At 45.1% G+C, this 19,399-nt stretch carries 9 protein-coding genes and 8 tRNA genes; 15 read left to right on the forward strand and 2 right to left on the reverse strand.

Annotated features, from left to right (window positions below):
• Positions 1-20 precede the first annotated feature (20 nt).
• Positions 21-2,861, forward strand: a complete 2,841-nt coding sequence (locus C942_RS03120; RefSeq protein WP_007462330.1) for an FAD-binding and (Fe-S)-binding domain-containing protein — start codon at positions 21-23, stop codon at positions 2,859-2,861.
• Positions 2,862-2,938: 77 nt separating this feature from the next.
• Here the strand turns inward: C942_RS03120 and C942_RS03125 are convergent, their stop codons facing one another.
• Both C942_RS03125 and C942_RS03130 read right to left on the reverse strand, forming a co-directional pair.
• A complete protein-coding gene (locus C942_RS03125) occupies positions 2,939-3,841 on the reverse strand; it encodes a LysR family transcriptional regulator (RefSeq protein WP_036798527.1) in 903 nt (300 codons plus the stop codon).
• Positions 3,842-4,020: 179 nt separating this feature from the next.
• Positions 4,021-5,043: a PTS sugar transporter subunit IIC gene (locus tag C942_RS03130; RefSeq protein ID WP_007462334.1), complete on the reverse strand. Its 1,023-nt coding sequence runs from the start codon at positions 5,041-5,043 to the stop codon at positions 4,021-4,023.
• A gap of 971 nt (positions 5,044-6,014) precedes the next feature.
• Here C942_RS03130 and C942_RS03135 point away from each other — a divergent pair.
• From C942_RS03135 to C942_RS03200, 14 genes are all read left to right on the forward strand, one after another.
• On the forward strand, positions 6,015-8,903 hold the full coding sequence (locus C942_RS03135) for a pyridoxal phosphate-dependent class III aminotransferase (protein ID WP_007462339.1): 2,889 nt from the start codon (positions 6,015-6,017) through the stop codon (positions 8,901-8,903).
• A 101-nt stretch (positions 8,904-9,004) separates the two neighbouring features.
• Entirely contained in the window at positions 9,005-10,249 is a 1,245-nt protein-coding gene (locus tag C942_RS03140) for a carboxynorspermidine synthase (protein ID WP_036798530.1), read from the forward strand.
• 179 nt (positions 10,250-10,428) lie between these two features.
• Complete coding sequence (nspC, locus tag C942_RS03145) at positions 10,429-11,562, forward strand: carboxynorspermidine decarboxylase (protein WP_007462344.1); 1,134 nt, start codon at positions 10,429-10,431, stop codon at positions 11,560-11,562.
• A 225-nt stretch (positions 11,563-11,787) separates the two neighbouring features.
• Positions 11,788-11,861 (forward strand) — tRNA-Cys (locus tag C942_RS03150).
• A 19-nt stretch (positions 11,862-11,880) separates the two neighbouring features.
• Positions 11,881-11,956: transfer RNA gene (locus tag C942_RS03155), tRNA-Gly, on the forward strand.
• Positions 11,957-12,101: 145 nt separating this feature from the next.
• Positions 12,102-12,188, forward strand: a tRNA-Leu gene (locus tag C942_RS03160).
• An 11-nt stretch (positions 12,189-12,199) separates the two neighbouring features.
• Positions 12,200-12,275 (forward strand) — tRNA-Gly (locus C942_RS03165).
• Between the two features lie 6 nt (positions 12,276-12,281).
• Positions 12,282-12,355: transfer RNA gene (locus tag C942_RS03170), tRNA-Cys, on the forward strand.
• 262 nt (positions 12,356-12,617) lie between these two features.
• Positions 12,618-12,691 (forward strand) — tRNA-Cys (locus C942_RS03175).
• 83 nt (positions 12,692-12,774) lie between these two features.
• Positions 12,775-12,861, forward strand: a tRNA-Leu gene (locus tag C942_RS03180).
• 15 nt (positions 12,862-12,876) lie between these two features.
• A tRNA-Cys gene (locus C942_RS03185) sits at positions 12,877-12,950 on the forward strand.
• A gap of 529 nt (positions 12,951-13,479) precedes the next feature.
• Positions 13,480-14,397 carry a GGDEF domain-containing protein gene (locus C942_RS03190; protein WP_007462346.1) on the forward strand — a complete coding sequence of 306 codons (918 nt, stop codon included), beginning with the start codon at positions 13,480-13,482 and terminating at the stop codon, positions 14,395-14,397.
• A 209-nt stretch (positions 14,398-14,606) separates the two neighbouring features.
• The gene (locus C942_RS03195; RefSeq protein ID WP_007462348.1) at positions 14,607-16,385 is read left to right on the forward strand and encodes an oxygen-binding di-iron domain-containing protein; all 1,779 of its coding nucleotides are present in this window, start codon (positions 14,607-14,609) and stop codon (positions 16,383-16,385) included.
• Between the two features lie 420 nt (positions 16,386-16,805).
• Positions 16,806-19,283 (forward strand): hypothetical protein, encoded by a 2,478-nt coding sequence (locus C942_RS03200; RefSeq protein ID WP_036798438.1) that lies wholly within the window; start codon positions 16,806-16,808, stop codon positions 19,281-19,283.
• The last annotated feature ends 116 nt before the right edge of the window (positions 19,284-19,399 follow it).

Raw genomic sequence — 19,399 nt, forward strand, 5'->3', positions numbered from 1 at the left:
CTGACCTACACGGAGACACAATGCAGCAGCCCTACATTGCATTGGTTGAGCAGCTGAAAGCTCAGATCGATGAAAAGCGAATTATTACTGACCCTACATTAACCCTGGCGTATGGCACTGATGCGAGTTTTTACCGCCTGGTTCCCAAACTGATCCTTCAACTGGATACACTGGACGAAGTCGTATTTGCGCTTAAAGCCTGTTATACGTCGAACATTCCAGTGACATTCCGCGCCGCCGGGACCAGCCTCTCCGGGCAGGCTCTGTCCGATTCTGTATTAATCACCCTGACTGATAATTGGCGTAAGCATAAAATTATTAATAGTGGTGAACAGATTTGGCTACAGCCGGGAGTGATTGGAGCTGACGCCAATAAATACCTTTCTTCGTACGGACGTAAAATCGGCCCGGATCCGGCTTCCATCAATACCTGTAAGATTGGCGGTATTGCAGCAAACAATGCATCAGGGATGTGTTGCGGTACTGCACAGAACAGCTATAAGACTCTGGCAGGAATGACTGTTGTACTTGCTGACGGTACGGTGCTGGATACATTGGATCGCGACAGCGTCAGACGATTCAAACTGAGTCATTCTTTATTGCTTTCTGATTTATCTCAATTAGCTGAGAGTTGTCGTAATAACCCGGAGCTGGCAGATAAGATCAGGCATAAGTACCGCCTGAAAAACACGACCGGCTATAGCCTTAACTCGCTGGTGGATTATGACGATCCGATTGAAATCCTTCAGCATCTGCTGATTGGCTCGGAAGGTACACTCGGATTCATTGCCGATATCACTTATAACACAGTGATTGATCATGCCTTCAAGGCTTCCGGGTTATTTGTTTTCGCGGATATCGAGAAAACATGTCTTGCCGTCAGTGCGCTTAGTAAAACACAAGTCGCGGCTGTTGAGCTGATGGATAGCAGGGCGCTGGCATCAGTTGCCGATAAGCCGGGAATGCCGGATTTCATTGCCAGACTGGGTGAGGAAGGTAATACCGAAGCTGCGGCATTGTTGATTGAGCTGCATGGCGAAAATGAAGCAGACCTGTCTGCCCAGGCTGATTCAACTATGGCATTGATTGATGAGTTCACTCCGATGGAGCAGGTGTCCTTCAGTCGTGATGCAGGTGTTTGTGCTCAGTTATGGGGCATCCGTAAAGGCCTTTTCCCTGCGGTTGGTGCCGTGCGTGAAACCGGTACGACTGTCATCATCGAGGATGTGGCGTTCCCGATTGAACAACTGGCTCCGGCAGTTCGTGAACTGCAAGAGTTGTTTGTAAAGTACGACTATCACGAAGCTATTATTTTTGGTCATGCTCTGGCCGGGAACCTGCATTTCGTTTTCACACAAGCTTTTGATACAGAAAAAGAAGTGATACGTTACAGTGCCTTTATGGATGCCGTTGCCCAATTGGTTGCAGTGGATTACCAGGGGTCGTTGAAAGCAGAGCATGGTACTGGGCGCAATATGGCTCCTTTTGTGGAGCTGGAGTGGGGGGCTGAAGGTTATGCTTTGATGCAGCAGATCAAGCATATTTTTGATGGAACAGGCATTCTGAATCCAGGGGTGATTCTCAATAATGATCATCAGGCTCATGTGAAAGACCTTAAAGCGATGCCTGCTGCGGATACTCTCATTGATAAATGTATTGAGTGTGGATTCTGTGAACCGGTTTGCCCTTCTCGGAATTTGTCTTTGACACCGCGCCAACGTAATACTGTTTATCGGGAAATCAGCAGATTGCGCAGAACCAATGAAGATCCGGCGCGTTTGGCGGAAATGGAAAAGACATTCCGTTATCAGGGTGTGGCAACTTGTGCGGCGACAGGTTTGTGTGCAGATCGCTGTCCGGTTGATATCAATACCGGTGATTTAATGCGGAAGCTGCGAGAAGACCATTCTGATATAGCAAAAAGTATTGCACGCTGGACAGCAAATCACTTTGATGGCGTAACTGCTGCAACTCGTGTTGGCCTAAGTGTTGCCAATGGTATGCACGCAATGCTGGGTACGAATAAGATGCGTACCCTGACAAAAGTGGCACATAATCTGACAGCGCGTAAAGTCCCGTTATGGACACCGCACATGCCTAGGGCGGCAAAAAGCTTGAATAGAGAGAGCCTGACAATCCGCTCGGTCAGTAAAGAAAAGATTGTTTATTTCCCTAGTTGTGCTTCCCGCAATATGGGCACCGAAAAACAGGCCATGGACCCACGCCCGCTTGCTGATGTGACCATTTCTCTGTTGAATAAAGCCGGGTATGAGGTTGTGTTGCCGGACGACCTGAATAACCAGTGCTGTGGTATGCCATATAAAAGTAAGGGCTTTGTAGAGACCGCAGAAGATAAAGCAAAACAATTGGAAGAAGCCTTATGGCAGGCATCTGAACAAGGTTCATTACCGGTATTGATGGATACCAGTCCATGTGCCAGCCTGAGCCGGGATAATCTACAACGGGATTTGACAATCTATGAGCCATTTCAGTTTGTGGCTGAGTTTGTGATGCCGCGTTTGTCGATTACGCCACAGGAAGAGCCGGTGATGCTTCACATTACGTGTACCTCCCGTCGTAAAGGGCTGGCTGATGTGATGAAGCGAGTAACAGAGGCGTGTGCTAAACAGGTTATCATTCCTGAAGATATTCAGTGTTGTGGTTTTGCCGGTGATAAGGGCTTTACCACGCCGGAACTGAATGCTTCTGCGCTGGCACCACTGAAAGCACAGGTGCCTGAAAATTGTAAGGAAGGCTACTCAAATAGCAAAACCTGTGAGATTGGTTTGTCTGAGCACAGCGGCATTGAGTATCGCTCAATTCTGTATTTGGTGGATAAGGTGAGTCAGGTACCAGCCTGATAATGTTCTTGTTTATCTGAAATAAAAAAAGTGGTCATTGTTGACCACTTCTTTTTAGCTCATTTTTCTTTCTAGTTTCAGAATTTATCTTCATTGCTTCGGTAGCATTGGTATAAATGCTCAATAAACAGCTGAACCTTTTTCGGCTGGTGGCGAGTATAAGGGTAAATTGCATAGATACCCAGGCATTTGGCAACCTGATCCTCCAGTATCTCAACCAAGTTTCCTGACTTAAGATCGTCAGCAACTAACACTCTTGGTACATATACCAGTCCCTGACCAAACAGAGCTGCTTTACGTAAGGCCGATGCGTTATTCGTAGTGAAATTTCCTGCCACCCTGACAGTAAAGGGTTCTGATTTGCCTTTGAATAACCACTCGTTGGCACCAGTTTCCTGGTAGCTGTAGGCAAGGCAATTGTGATTCACCAGATCTTTGTAGTTTTTCGGGGCCGGGCGTTTTTGGAAATAAGCCGGAGCCCCACAAATCACCCAGTGGACATCCAGCAGGCGACGGGCAATATAACTGGAATCAGGTAATACGCCAGTTCGGATCGCCAAGTCGTAGCCTTCTTCAACGATGTCGACAAAACGGTTATCCAGATCCATTTGAATATTTATATCCGGGTACTTTTCGCTGAACTCAGCGATGGCCTGCGGCAGAATCAGTTCTCCTGAAATTGTCGGTACTGTAAGCCGAATGGTGCCGGAAAGGCTTTCCCCTAAGCCGCTCAGTTCTTCTTCTGCTTCCTGAACCGAAAGAAATATCTCCCGCGCATGACGATAAAAAATTTCGCCTGCTTCAGTCAGGGTCAGCTTTCGGGTTGTTCGATAGAGTAGTTGAACTCCCAGCTCTTGTTCCAGCCTGGTAATTCTTTTACTTACGACTGATTTTGTCAGCCCGACCTGTTCGGCAGCCTTACTGAAAGAGCCTTGCTCAATGAGGTGGTAGAAAATCAGAAAGTCATCAGTATTTCGCATTATTAGTGTATTTTTTGCAACAGTTGTAGGGAGTGTTGTCATTATGGCAAATAAACCAGAGAAAGGCCGGATAAAAGTGAGGGCTTTTATGTGCCATAAGGATGTTTTGCTGTTCTTGTCACAGAAAAAAGGCTTACCAGCCAGGTAAGCCTTTGTATAACGCATGTTGCAATTAGCGATTAGCCATTTGCAAACTGTTGTAGTGGAATGCGTTCGGCAAGTAGGCGTTTGTAGATTTGGTTACCAATAACACCACCGACGATACCGGCGAATGCGGCAGCTATGGTTGCCATAAAGAGTGTCTGAGGTGCGTTAAAGGCAATAGAAGCCAGCAGGCCAGGGATTGGTGCTGCGCTTCCCGGTGCATCATTAACGATGCCGAAGTAAGCCGCAATAGTACCTGCCAGTGCACCGCCTATGAAGTTCGACATAAAGATTGGTACAGGGTTACGGGTAACGATATGAGCCTGAGTCAGAGGTTCCAGCATCACACTGATGGTGTTACTTGATTTGCCTAGCTTGAGTGTATGGAAGATATAGCCATTGGTAAATGAGCCACCGACACAAGCGATCGCAGCGATCCCCATTGGCAGGCCGGTCAGACCCAGCATCGCTGTTAATGCCATAGAACTGAGCGGGGAAGTACAGACCATTTTCATCAAGCCGCCAAGCAGGAAGCCCATGACTAATGGTGAGAACATAGTGGCTTCGGTGATCATGTTAGCCAGGGTGCCCATCAGCACATCCAGAGCCGGGCTGATGAATATACCAACAAGTCGAGCCAGCGGTGCCAGAGTCAGCACACCGACAATTACGTCAACTCCTTCAGGGAGGTATTTCTTAAACAGTGGCGCGGCAAACGAGAACAGGTAACCGACAATGAAGCCCTCAAGGATACCCAGTTTGGCCATTGCCAGGCCGGTAACAATCGCAAAGACTGGCTGAATCCCCATTCTTAGCATTACCAGTGTTGCTGCGGCGACACCGCCCATAGCACCGACCATGTTACCGAAGTCAGCAAGGTATTCGATACCAAAGAGGTTACCCATCACGAACTTATGAATGGCTTCAACCAGAAACGTGGCGATTGCAGCATCAGCAAGGCCACTCATGGCGGCGCTGCCATTGGGGGCTTTAAAACTGAATAATGAGAATAAACATAGTGCTGCTAATAATGCAGCGATACCCAGAACAATTTCCATATTAATTCCTTATCATTGTTAACGATGGCGATATCCAATGACGCCATGATGAGAGTAACGGTTGACTAAGAATGAATGCTGGCAGACGCCGAGGAGGAGAGCCGGGATCGGGAATCGTAATGTTCAGGAAGGTACGAAGTTTTATCGGAGGTAAGAGGGCGATGATGCTGTACAGACCGTCAGCGAAATGATGTGCTCACAGGTGACTGAGGTCGATCAACGTCGGGAACTTACCATATTGCAGGATACGGTTATTCATAATGTACACCTTGTTCCTAATATGATTTATGTTTCACTTTATTTACGTTAACACAACATATCTGTGTGTTATTTGAACTGTTTCATATTCCAATATGAAGTAGAGTGCTATTGGTAGATCCTGTTCACAAAGAATAAATTATGCACTTAATTTAATGGTTTAGTCTTTTAATTAACCACTGATGAGGATGTGGTCTAAGCTGATAAATTACAATTGGCATGAAAGACAACAATATGTTACTTTTCTGCGCAATCTCAGACGTGTTGTTCTGAGACTCATGTGTTGCGATTAATTCAAGCTGATGTTATCGCAATACGCCGTAGGTACTAACGGTGCATCGTTAGTAGAAGGGCATTAATAGCGCTGCTTTGCTGGAAAGAAAAAAGGCGGCAGCATATTGAGGGAACCCAACAGTGAACATTCAATCAAAGAAAACCCAAGTCAGCTTTATCTTACCTAATTGCAGTATTATTACTGAACCTTGATTTTTCCTTTCTAAATCATTTCGGCGAAATGCCGGATCCCTGCTGTTATCAGCTTTACTGCTGATGATGTTGTGTATTTATCGGCTAAGAATTTATAAGCGCAATAAATTCAATGTGTAGTGCTTGCAATCCACCAGTTGAACGATTGGCTGATTGTAAGGGTTGGGATTGTTGCGGCTTTTTCTTGGCTTATGCCATCAAAATGGCGGAAATCATGGATTACACCTATGAGTAACGTGTTTGATTTAGAGGATATCAAGCTGGCCTCTAACGTACCGGTTGTACATGAACTGTATGACCTGACCCCGGATGAACTGCTTTTGAGCCAGGAACATTATGAATCAGAAGTGCGTTCTTATCCTCGCAGGCTACCTCTTGCAATCAAGAAAGCATCAGGCGTACTGGTAGAAGACAGTCGCGGCCAGGTTTTCCTGGACTGCCTGGCTGGTGCCGGTACTTTGGCATTGGGTTATAACCACCCTGAAATTAACCAGGCGATTATCGATCAGCTTAATCAGGGGCTGCCGTATCAGACTCTGGATATGACGACGCCAGCCAAAGATAAATTTATCAAGGAAGTGATGAACTTCCTTCCTGAAGAATTCGCTGCTAATGCGCGTATTCAGTTCTGTGGCCCTTCCGGTGCCGATGCGGTTGAAGCGGCAATAAAACTGGCCAAGCAGACAACCGGCCGTAATATCATGGCGGCGTTCCACGGTGCTTATCACGGTATGACTAACGGCACTATGGCCATGATGGGTAATCTGAATACAAAAGCCCGTCGTCAGGGGCTGATGTCGGATGTCCATTTCTTGCCTTTCCCGTACAGATTGCGTTGTCCGTTTGGCTTGAAAGGTGATGAAGGGGCTAAACAGAGTATTCGTTATATTGAACGTATGCTGAGCGATGATGAAAGTGGTGTTCAGAAACCTGCAGCTATCATTGTTGAACCAGTACAGGGTGAGGGCGGTGTAATTCCGGCCCCTGCATTTTGGCTGCGAGAGTTGCGGCGAATCACTAAAGAACATGGCATTTTACTGATTTTTGATGAAATTCAGTGTGGTATCGGTAAAACCGGCTATCGATTTGCATTTGAAGAATCAGGTGTAACTCCGGATATCCTGTGTTTGTCCAAAGCCGTAGGTGGTGGTTTGCCGATGTCAATTCTTGTTTTCGGCAAGTCAATTGATACTTGGCGTCCGGGTGAGCACACAGGCACATTCCGTGGCAATCAGCTGGCGATGGCAACCGGTGCTAAAGCATTGGAAATTATTCGTCGTGACGGATTGGTTGAACATGCTCGTAAAGCAGGTCAGTACCTGCGAGAAGGTTTAGAGCGTATTGCCGGATACACAGATTGTATCGGCGAAGTGCGCGGTAAAGGCCTGATGCTTGGCGTTGAAATTGTTAAGCCTGGCGGTAAGAAAAACAAATTTGGTGAACCAGAAGCCGATCCTGAGTTGACCTTGAACATTCAGCGTGCCGCACTGGAGCGTGGCCTGATCGTTGAAAAAGGTGGTCGTCAGGGGTCAGTTATTCGCTTTCTTCCACCATTGATAATCAGCTATGAGCAAATTGATTTTGCCCTCGATGCTATCAGCAAGGCAATTCTGGCGACTGCTGGCCCGGCAAAAGAGGTTGAAGCGACAGTCGGTTCTGAACAGGAACAGTGGCGTTCATACTTTATTCACACCGGTGAAGGTGGTGCAGATAGTTTCGAAGCTGCGCTGAATAAATCGACTCAGGTTCTTAAGCAAGTTTTTGAAACAACAGATGCGCCATATTCAGGCCTGGAGCCGGAAGTGCTTAAGCAGCGCATTAACGAAATCAAGCTTGATGACCAACAGTTGCCGCTTGAGACCGTGATTGAGCAGGCAGGTGAGCTGATTGCTAAGAACTCAATTATGGTTCAGCACCCGAACTGCATTGCACACTTGCATACTCCGCCATTGCTTCCGGCAGTCGCGGCTGAATCTTTCATCAGCTCCCTGAACCAGTCCATGGATTCATGGGATCAGGCAAGTGCTGCAACTTATGTAGAGCAGAAAGTAATTGACTGGTTGTGCGGTGTTTACAATCTTGGCAGTCAATCTGACGGTATATTTACCAGCGGTGGTACGCAAAGTAACCAGATGGGGCTTTTGCTGGCGCGTGACTGGGCGGCCGATACGATGTCCGGTCACAATATCCAGAAAAACGGTCTGCCTGAATATGCCGGCAAGCTGCGTATCCTTTGTTCGAAGAAGTCGCATTTCACCGTACAGAAAACTGCATCACTGATGGGGTTGGGTGAGCATGCTGTTGTCTGTGTGGATACCAATCAGGACGGCACTATCAAGCAGCCATCACTGATTTCAACGGTTGAATCCCTTAAGCAGGAAGGTTTGTTGCCGTTTGCCCTTGTTGGTACGGCCGGTACGACGGATCACGGTGCTATTGACGATCTTAATGCGCTGGCTGATATCGCCGAGCAGCACAAGCTTTGGCTACATGTCGATGGCGCATACGGTGGTGCCTTGATTTTGAGCCGTCATAAAACACGCCTGAACGGTATAGAGCGGGCAGATTCACTGAGTGTGGACTTCCATAAGCTGTTCTATCAGCCAATCAGTTGTGGTGCAGTACTACTGAAGGACAAAACCAATTTTAAGTACCTGCTTCACCATGCAGATTACCTGAATCGTGAAGACGATCTGCTGCCGAATTTGGTTGATAAGTCAATTGCGACAACTAAGCGATTTGATGCGCTGAAAGTGCTGATGACAATGCAGTGTGTGGGGACTCAGGCTCTGGGTTCTATGTATGACCATCTGTTAAGTCAGACCCAGAGTGTCGCGGATTTGGTGAACCAGTCTGCTGATTTTGAGCTGCTGGCATCACCTTCGCTGTCGACTGTTTTGTTCCGTCATATCGGTTGTGAGCCGGTAGATGTTGATCAGCTGAACAAACAGCTTCGCTTGGAAGCGCTGGTGAAAGGGGTTGCGGTTTTGGGTGAAACGGTTGTGGACGGTAAGGTTGCACTGAAGTTCACCATTCTGAATCCGTGCCTGACAATGGCAGACTTTGAATCACTGCTGAATCAAATTAATCAGCTTGCCCGTTCATTGGCGAGCTAACGGTAACCAAACTAAAAGTAATGTAATTAGTGCTGTTCGGCCTTGCGATTATCCGGGCCAAACAGCACGAGAATCAGATTATTAAGGGAAGAAATTTAACTATGGCTATTCTACAAATCGGTGCTGGTGGTGTTGGCTGGGTTATTGCGCATAAGGCAGCTCAGAACAATGATGTATTGGGTGATATTACCATTGCATCTCGTACTGTTTCTAAGTGTGAGAGCATCATTGAATCCATCAAGAAGATGGAAAATATGAAAGATCCATCTAAGAAACTGGAAGCTCGCGCAGTAAATGCTGATGACGTTGATGCACTGGTTGCACTGATTAAAGAAGTCCAGCCTGATCTGGTTATCAACGCTGGCCCTCCATGGGTAAACATGACCATCATGGAAGCCTGTTACCAAGCTAAAGTGTCATACCTTGATACATCAGTGGCTGTTGATCTGTGCTCAGAAGGTCAGCAGGTACCGCAAGCATATGACTGGCAGTGGGGTTACCGTGAGAAGTTCAAAGAAGCGGGTATCACGGGTATTCTTGGCGCAGGTTTCGATCCGGGCGTAGTGAGTGTGTTTGCTGCTTACGCTGTTAAGCACCTATTCGATGAAATCGACACGATTGATGTCATGGACGTAAACGCCGGTGATCACGGCAAGAAGTTTGCTACTAACTTCGACCCTGAAACCAACATGCTTGAAATCCAGGGCGACTCATTCTATTGGGAAGAAGGTGAGTGGAAGCAGGTTCCGTGTCACACCCGTATGATGGAGTTCGATTTCCCGCTGGTAGGTTCCCACAAAGTTTACTCAATGGCGCATGATGAAGTTCGTTCTATGAAAGAATTCATCCCTGCGAAGCGAATCGAATTTTGGATGGGCTTCGGTGATCGTTACCTGAACTACTTTAACTGCATGCGTGATATCGGTCTGTTAAGCCCGGATCCGGTAACGCTTCAGGACGGTACAGTTGTTGAACCGCTGAAAGTACTGAAAGCTCTTCTGCCTGACCCGACTTCTTTGGCTCCGGGATACACAGGTAAAACTTGCATCGGTACCTGGGTTCAGGGTAAGAAAGACGGCAAAGAGCGCAGCGTATTTATCTACAACAACGCCGATCATCAGGTCGCTTATAAAGATGTAGAACATCAGGCTATTTCTTACACCACTGGTGTACCGGCAATTACAGCAGCGCTACAGTACTTCCGTGGTAAGTGGGCTGAAGCAGGCGTATACAATATGGAACAGCTGGACCCGGATCCGTTCCTGGAAACAATGCCTGAGATCGGCTTGGACTGGCATGTTCAGGAGCTGGAAGTCGGGCAGCCTGCAATCAACATCCTCAAGTAAGTTTTCACACTTGCTATTTCGGGTCATGGCGTTGTCGGAAGTGCTCATTTATGAATATAAACTCCGTCCTTCCTCCTAGCCCTGACCCGAAATTCCTGCGTGTGAGAAGCTTTCTTGTCGTCAATTAGTGAATATATCAAGCCGATGTCAGTTGTGGCATCGGCTTATTGGTAATTAAGATGCAGAAACAAGATTTGAAAACACCTTTCTTCATGATTGATGAAGAAAAGCTGATTGCGAACCTTGAGAAGGTAAAGCGCCTTAAAGAGCTGTCTGGGGTTAAGCTGGTACTGGCCCTGAAATGCTTTTCGACCTGGGGGGTGTTCGACATCATCAAACCGTATCTGGACGGTACAACCAGCAGTGGTCCTTATGAAGTAAAGCTGGGTTATGAAACCTTCGGTGGTGAGACTCATGCTTACAGCGTGGGCTACAGCGAAGATGACGTCAGAGAAGTAGCTGATATTTGCGATAAGATGATTTTCAACTCGCAAAGTCAGCTGTTGGCCTATCGTCACCTTGTTGAAGGTAAGGCTTCGCTTGGCCTTCGCCTGAACCCTGGTGTGAGCTATGCCGGTCAGGACTTGGCGAATCCTGCTCGTCAATACTCTCGGTTGGGCGTACAGATGGATCATATTGATCCGTCCATATTCGAGAACCTGAACGGTGCTATGTTCCACATGAATTGTGAGAACAAAGATGTAGATGCCTTTATTGCATTGCTTGACTCGATTTCAGAAAATTTTGGTCAGCATCTGGATAAGCTGGAGTGGGTAAGCCTCGGTGGTGGCGTATTCTTCACTTGGCCGGGTTACGATATCGAGAAACTGGCTCTTGCCCTGAAACACTTCTCCGAGAGACATGGTGTTCAGCTTTACCTTGAGCCGGGAGAAGCGATCATCACCAAGACTACTGATTTGGTTGTAACAGTTGTTGATATCGTAGAAAACGATATGAAAACGGCGATTGTAGACAGCGCAACAGAGGCTCATCGCCTCGATACGCTGATTTATGATGAGCCCGCTTCTGTTGCTGAAGCGAGTGAGAACGGTGAACACACCTATGTGATTGGAAGCTGTTCATGCCTTGCCGGAGATCAGTTTTGTGTGACGCAATTTGACCAGCCATTGGCGATTGGTCAGCGTCTGCATATTCTGGATAGTGCTGGTTACACTATGGTGAAGCTGAACTGGTTTAACGGCCTGAAGATGCCTTCGATTTACTGCCTGCGTCAAAATGGTGATATTGAGAAGCTCAATGAGTTTGGCTACGAAGATTTCAAGCGTTCACTTTCGCAGTGGAGTGTGAGTTAATCAGGTAAGCTTGAACCAGATGAGTGAATAAGGCCGTGTAATGCGGCCTTCTTTGTTTTTTAATGACGGTGTTGATTTAATCGATTTTGGCGCTATTTTTATTAATCTGTGCTGATTTTTGACCAGTTGAAGAAAAAAACATAAATTTTCATTGACTCATTATTTAAAATCAGTAAATTACACCTCGTACCGCAGCGGAGTGTTCCAAAGTGGTTTGAAAATTAAGGCGCGTTGGCAGAGTGGCTATGCAGCGGATTGCAAATCCGTGGACCTCGGTTCGACTCCGGGACGCGCCTCCATTCTCATTAGCAGAATGATGCGACACTAGCTCAGCTGGTAGAGCGCAACCTTGCCAAGGTTGAGGTCACGAGTTCGAACCTCGTGTGTCGCTCCAATTTAAAGGTTATGTGGTAAACACACGAGGAACTTCGTGTACCAAGCTGGCCGCGTCACTCCAATTTAAAAGATATGACTTTATAGCCGTATCAAAGATGGTGTTTGACTGTTTCAGTTTAATGGCATCGCAAAAGAATTTGCGTGCCCTGGTGGTGGAATTGGTAGACACAAGGGATTTAAAATCCCTCGACGTTCGCGTTGTGCCGGTTCAAGTCCGGCCCGGGGCACCATCTCAAATTATGCGACACTAGCTCAGTTGGTAGAGCGCAACCTTGCCAAGGTTGAGGTCACGAGTTCGAACCTCGTGTGTCGCTCCAAAATTTGGCGCGTTGGCAGAGTGGCTATGCAGCGGATTGCAAATCCGTGGACCTCGGTTCGACTCCGGGACGCGCCTCCATCATTATCAAAAAAACCAGCGAAAGCTGGTTTTTTTGTACCCGCAGTTTTTGTGCATTTTTCTTTTTAACTCCCGCTGTTACTCCTTGCTTTTTCTGAGTTCAGGCTTTTAATTTGAACAAAAATGAAGTTTGCCCGAAGGGGAATTAATCGGTGTGAACTGTTTTTAAGCATTTGAGTTAAAAGCAAAAAAATATTGTTGACTCATTTTCAGAATCCAGTAAAGTACGCCTCGTTCTCACGGGGAAGCTCGTGAACATAAAGGCGCGTTGGCAGAGTGGCTATGCAGCGGATTGCAAATCCGTGGACCTCGGTTCGACTCCGGGACGCGCCTCCATACATAAATGATATGGCTCTATAGCGGTATCAAAGATGGTGTTTAACTGTTTCAGTTTAATGGCATTGCAAAAGAATTTGCGTGCCCTGGTGGTGGAATTGGTAGACACAAGGGATTTAAAATCCCTCGACGTTCGCGTTGTGCCGGTTCAAGTCCGGCCCGGGGCACCATCTCAAACAATCTAAGGCGCGTTGGCAGAGTGGCTATGCAGCGGATTGCAAATCCGTGGACCTCGGTTCGACTCCGGGACGCGCCTCCATCATTATCAAAAGAACCAGCGAAAGCTGGTTTTTTTGTGCCTGAATTTTAATGTAATGAGCAGTTAAGTTGGTTACTTTAAAGCAAATTAAAAGCTGTATATGAATGCTAACTAATATAGGTTGTATTTTAGAAAGAGAATTCTCCTATATTAGGTTGTCTATTGGTATGAAACGTTTTTAACTAATACTGTTAAAGCAAGATAGTTGTTACCTTCGATTTATTAGCAAGCCCATATCGAAATTCAATTACTTAACAGTCTTGTTGTTATAAGCAGCAAGTGTCAATCACACAGATGTATAATCCGAATACGCTTATAACCGTAATTAAAGTGCATGCGACCTTATTTTTTGTCTGAAATTTATCTGCTATTAGTAATGTAATAATTTGAATTGTAAATATTTTTATAATGATCAGTTTTTTGTTTCGTTCTTAAAGAACAGAGCTGTTATTCCCATCAATGTTATTGATAATTATATATGTTATATTCGCTCGGTAATATTAATAGTTGATTTCGGAACCAATGCTTAGTGGTTGAATTATTTAAATACAAGTTTCAGTTAGGTTGTCTTGCCATTCTTTTGCCTTTGCTTGTTGCTGTAGTAATCATCTATCCAACAACAGAGCCATTGATTCTGGCTGATCTGCTTTTCGATGGCGGTATGGCGCTGTGCTGCTTGTATTTGATGTTTAATATTGAAGAGCTAAAAGAATCTCGTGAGATATATCGCATCCTGTTAGCTGCCTCGACGATGATGTTTGTGGCTAATTTCTGGGACTTTGCTGATGAGTTGACCAATGTGCTTGATTCTAAGGATATTATTGAAGATATATTAAAAGCAGCTGGCTTTTTATTGTTTCTGTTTGGTTGCTCGCAATGGGTTAAGTTTCATAAAAAGCAGTGTGAGTTAATGAGCCGGCTTGCAGAGACAGATCCTTTGACAGGGGTGTTAAATCGTAGGGCTTTGACTATGAGGGCGGATTCACTTTTAAGTGGTCCTGTTCCTGAAAATACGATTGTCAGTGTGATCATCTTTGATATAGACCACTTTAAACAAGTTAATGACAGCTTTGGACATCAGGTCGGTGATATCGTCTTGGTGGAGATTGCTACTGCGGTGAAGTCGGTAATTCGTAAAAATGATTATTTAGCGCGCCTTGGTGGTGAAGAGTTTGTTTTATTTTTGTACGACACCGATCTTCATGGTGTTAAACAGGTCGCGGAGAAAATTCGAAACTGTATAGAGCAACTGACCATTTCTCATGATGGAAATGAAATAACCTGTTCCGTCAGTTTAGGATTGGCAACTAGTTGTAACCCTATACCTGGTGTTTTGGAAGAGCTGATAGGCCAGGCAGATAATGCACTTTATGAAGCTAAGAGTAATGGTCGAAATTGCTGGCGTGTAGCTGATGAGTGTCATAATCCGCAAGAAGTACAGATATAAAGCGAAGTGTTACTATGCTTGTAAGTGGTTAATAATAATGTGTTTTTGAAACTGTATTGTAAAAACTATCTCTTATCTTTTTTGTTATCTCAAATCAACCCGGCATATAGGGACAGGACATTAAGCTATGATGATTTACATCAATTTATTGATAGGGCGAATCATTAATATTATGCCGACCTGAGAATATTACAATTGAGGCCTTTCTGATGAAGGGGCTAGATAAAGAAATAAAAAAATATGATACAGACCATGCCATTGAGATTGCTCCTCGTGTCTGGTGGGTAGGGCATGTTCAGGAAGATGACCCTTTTCAATGTCACGTGTATCTTATTGAGCAGGGTGACGAGTCTGTTTTAATTGATCCCGGCTCAAAGCTCACTTTTGCTAATACGCTTCGTAAGATTAATGAAGTTATACCATTCACATCGATAAAGTATTTTATTTGCCAACACCAGGACCCTGATATAACAGGCGCTATCCCCCTCATAGAGCAACTGCTTTGCCGAAAAGATGCTGTCATTGTTACTCACTGGCGTACCAAAATGCTGCTGAAGCACTATGGTTTTGATATTCCTTTTTGGCTTATTGAAGAGCATGACTGGCAATTACCGCTTGCTGATAGAACGTTAAACTTCTGTTTTACACCTTATGCTCACTTCCCTGGTGCATTTACGACTTTTGATCCTCTGTCCGGTGTGATGTTCTCCAGTGATTTATTCGGTGGGCTGACAGATGAATTTGTTTTATTTGCGGAGGATGAATCCTATCTGGAAGCCATGAAGCCTTTCCATCAGCACTATATTCCCAGCAATGACATTTTGCAGTATGTATTGAGTGAGATTGAGCAGTATCCGATGCAGATGATAGCCCCGCAGCACGGGTCGATTATCAGGAAGCCGCTTATCCCATATATGATTGATGGCCTAAAGTCTCTTGATTGCGGTTTATATCTGTTACTGCGTGGAACAACGGATTTCACCAAACTGGCTAAATTTAATGAAACCCTGAAGAATATCACTAAGACTATGACGATCTACCGTGACTTCAGGGAGATAGCCAGCGCATTATTTAAGTTGATCCGTGATGAAATCGCTGTTTCTGATCTCGACTTTTATGTCCAGGATAATGACGGCGAAATGCTGTATTTTTCGGAAAAAAATCATTATCGCGGCAATATCATTACTGAGCTTCCGGAAACAGTTTCTAAAGCATTCCAATCTCGTTCTGTTGAAGAGAAAGAGCATCATCGCGGAAGTTATGAACTTAAGCGAGAAAGCATAGATGGTGCATTATTTGAGAGCCTGCTCATACCATTGCTGCTTCCAGACAAGGGGACAGCTCAGGCTGTTATCATGCTGAAGTTGGAAAATATTAACAGCGATCGGGAAAAGATAGAGCGTGTTGTCGAGCAAATGTACCTGCCTTTGCAGATATCAATTGAGCGGGAAATGATCTACCGAGAAATGGAAAAAGAACGGGAAAAGATTTATCAGCGTTCTGTTCGTGATCCGTTGACCAATTTATACACTCGCATATACATGAAAGATGTGGTCCAGAAGTTACTGGATCAACAGGACAGAGATAACGTATCCGATACTGTTGCTATCATGATTGATGTCGATTACTTCAAAAGTATCAATGACACATATGGGCATAATCAGGGAGACATCGTACTCCAGACTATTGCTGCCTCATTGCTGGAGCATTGTAGCAGCACAGATATCCCAATTCGCCTCGGTGGAGAAGAGTTTGTCATTTTTTCCCGAAATAACAGTGATAATGCATGGCATGTTGCTGAGAAAATCCGAAGTCATATTGAAAGCCTGCAATGGACTGGGGCTTTGGCGGCTACATCAGTAACGGCAAGTTTTGGCATTGCTTACAGGCAACATGGTGAGCCTCTGGATGCTTTTATTTCTCGCGCTGACGAAGCTCTTTATCGGGCTAAGCGTCAGGGGCGTAATCAGATTTGTATTTATCTCTGATGGAAAATCCGGATCCGTTTTGGTTCTAAATTAACCTGTCGGATTCGGATAACACCTTCTTCAATCTTATTTATTTCGATATTTCCAAGCTTATGCCACTGTTTTACGAATATATTTGTTTTTCTGAAAGCAAATATAAGAACGCTATTCTCAATAATCAGAAATGACTCATAGTTGGTTGCACTATCTTACTTGTATTTTCCTGTCATAGAAAAATTTCAAATTGCACTGTTTTGTTATGCCCAATGGCATTGCTGTTTAGAAATAGGCTCTTAGAGAAAAGCTAGATTAGGAAGATTAAAGAAATTTGCGCTTTGTATTTCCATTAATTTATAACCGGGCTTGGTGATTGAAACTCTGAAAGCAAAGGACACAAGTCCGATGCTGAGAAATGAGGGGCTCGGGCCTTGAGGACCTGTTATGAAAAGGTGTCATTTCAGATGTAGAAAGGAAACTGCTTTTCTTAATGTTCTTGTCTTTATTGTATTCTTTGGGATTATCAGCAGTGTTAATGCAGCTCCGCGAGTCGTTGAAGATGTGTATTCGAGTATACGCATTTTCCCTGACAACTATGATGTTGAGCCTGGTAACAGAGAGCAGTGCGTTCGCTCCCGAGCTGGTTTGAATAGCCTGACCTGTTCTGCTAATGATGTAAGTTTGGCGGAAATTACCTTACCTCAGGGAGCCCCATCAACCTGTAAAGCCGGAGAGACGGTTAGTCAAAAGCTGAATTTTAAAGTCACATCAACTGCAAATATTCGTTATAACTTCTCGTTTTATACAACGACCAACCCTTTAGCCAACCCTCTTGACGGAGTACCCGGGGGTAACAGTAATGAGTGTCTTATCTGGGTTGGGGAAGTTGGTGACGCCGGAGGATTACCTAATTCTCAGTCAGCGAACGGTGATTTATGTGCAGATGTGACTAAATCACAAGATGCTGTGTATCAGGAAGAAGTGATTACTTTCTTCTGTCAGGATACAGACGGAGACAGTTTTGTCGATTTAGATTACTGCGCGACTTGGGATCAGAATGATGACAACTTGTGTAGCTCCGGCGGTGAAATTCAGTCCGGATTATTACCTGCGCCAGGCGCTCCGTCTAAATGTAATTGTGAAACAGTGACAATTCCGGTCAAAGTGCTACCTAGTGAACCGGTTCTGGAAAAAGCCATAAACGGTGATGCAACGCGGCCAGAATCAGATATTTTTGCAGGGAATGATTCTTTCAGCTTCGATTTGAAGGTAACTAATCCCAATACTAATACCTCATTGGTTATTACAGAACTGGTTGAAAAATTCGGTGGCGAAGAGTTTCTTATTTCCGGCTCTTTATCATCGTCTACTGTTTCGCTTAATGAGGATCAGGTAGTACTGGTTAATGCCGTTGACAACGATGGCAGATGCCTGGCTTCAGGTTCAGAAACGATTGCTCCGGGAGCAACATATATTTGTACGGTGACGTTGAGATGGAAGAGCCTGATATTGGTGGATACTGATTCATCTATAGAGGGGGTGCGTGAAGATAAAGTTAGCCAATTTGGTGTTCACTGGAAATTCGATGATGGTCCTGAAGCATACATGGGACCATCAAATTCATTAACTGTTAGCATTTCTGATGTACCGCCAATTATTTCGATAGCTAAAGTGGCCTCACCGACATCAATTCCAGAAACAGGCCCAACAGGGTTCGATTATGTTCACTATTATGTGACTTACTCTAATGAATCAGGCTGGGATCAAATTCATGTTAAAGATACTGATTTCATTGATTTAGTTCAGGAAATGAACACCATTTCTGAGCCGAAGCCGGTTGGCTATACTGGTTGTGCGATTAACGGGCTGACTTATACACAGGGTTCTGGTTGTGATTATGGTGTTAATATGGGGACATTGTATTCAAGTATTAATGCTGGTGATGTTTATAAAAATACGGTCAAAGTGATCCCGACAGATGAAGAGGGAACATCGGGGGAGTTGAAAACAGCGGCTGCCAGTATCAGTGTTGAAAATGTTAATCCTGTTGTTACTCTGAAAAAGTATGTCAGGGCGGGGCTCGCACCGGAAGTGAATCCGCTGGATCCGGCTGGTTATCATGACATGTCAACCAGTGTCGATGAATATCAGTTAACAGATTTGTCTCGGGCTCCTGTGGTGACATTTTTATTTGTAGTTAGTAACAGTAGCTTCGAAAATTTCGAGATTATGGATTTTGTCGATTTTGCTCAGGCGGAAACGTTCGGGCTGAATCCTCCGGCTCAGGTGTTTGATAGCAATATCGCTGATACTGTACCCGTTGATGATACCTGCTCTGGTTTGATTGGTTCTTCTGTTGCTGTTAACGAGTCGGTCGCCTGCACTATGTCATTCAAAGTTGCCGGTGATGATAGCGATAGTGTCGACAATATCGCTTGGGTGTTGGTCTCGGATGGTGAGCAAGAGGCTGGTGGCAGTATCGGACAGGGATTTGATACCGATGATGCAATGGTGGAATTTAATCCGGTTGGCAATAGCATTGCGTTGGGGCTGGATATGTCAGCAACAGTGAAATTGTCTGTGACGGCTCATGCGGACAATGTAGAGGTTCTTAGTTTTGAACCGCTGTCTGACGTCATTGTTATGGTTGCGACTGAGGATCCGAATGCAGCTGAAACAACGCTGGATGAGCCTTTGTTCAGTGGCACCTTTGATCAATTCACGGTAGCAAATATCGACTGTAGCAGCACAACAATAGATCCGGGATACACCTACAGTTGTTCGTTTACTTTTACTCCGAAAGGGGAGTACACAGCAACTGCCGGATTACAAGTGCTTAATGATACGTTGAAGGTCAGAGTCCGTGATGATGATGGAACAGTACAGGAGCTATCTGCTGTTATAACAGTTGAAGCTCAGTAAAACCGATATAGGAAAATACCGCTCATAAGTTGAGCGGTATTTTTGTTTGTACCTGATGTGGTTGCTGTAGACAAATTACTGATGGAGACTGGCTGGCCCGCGTCATTATCTGATGC

Source organism: Photobacterium marinum (assembly GCF_000331515.1).
In the GTDB taxonomy this organism is placed as follows: domain Bacteria; phylum Pseudomonadota; class Gammaproteobacteria; order Enterobacterales; family Vibrionaceae; genus Photobacterium; species Photobacterium marinum.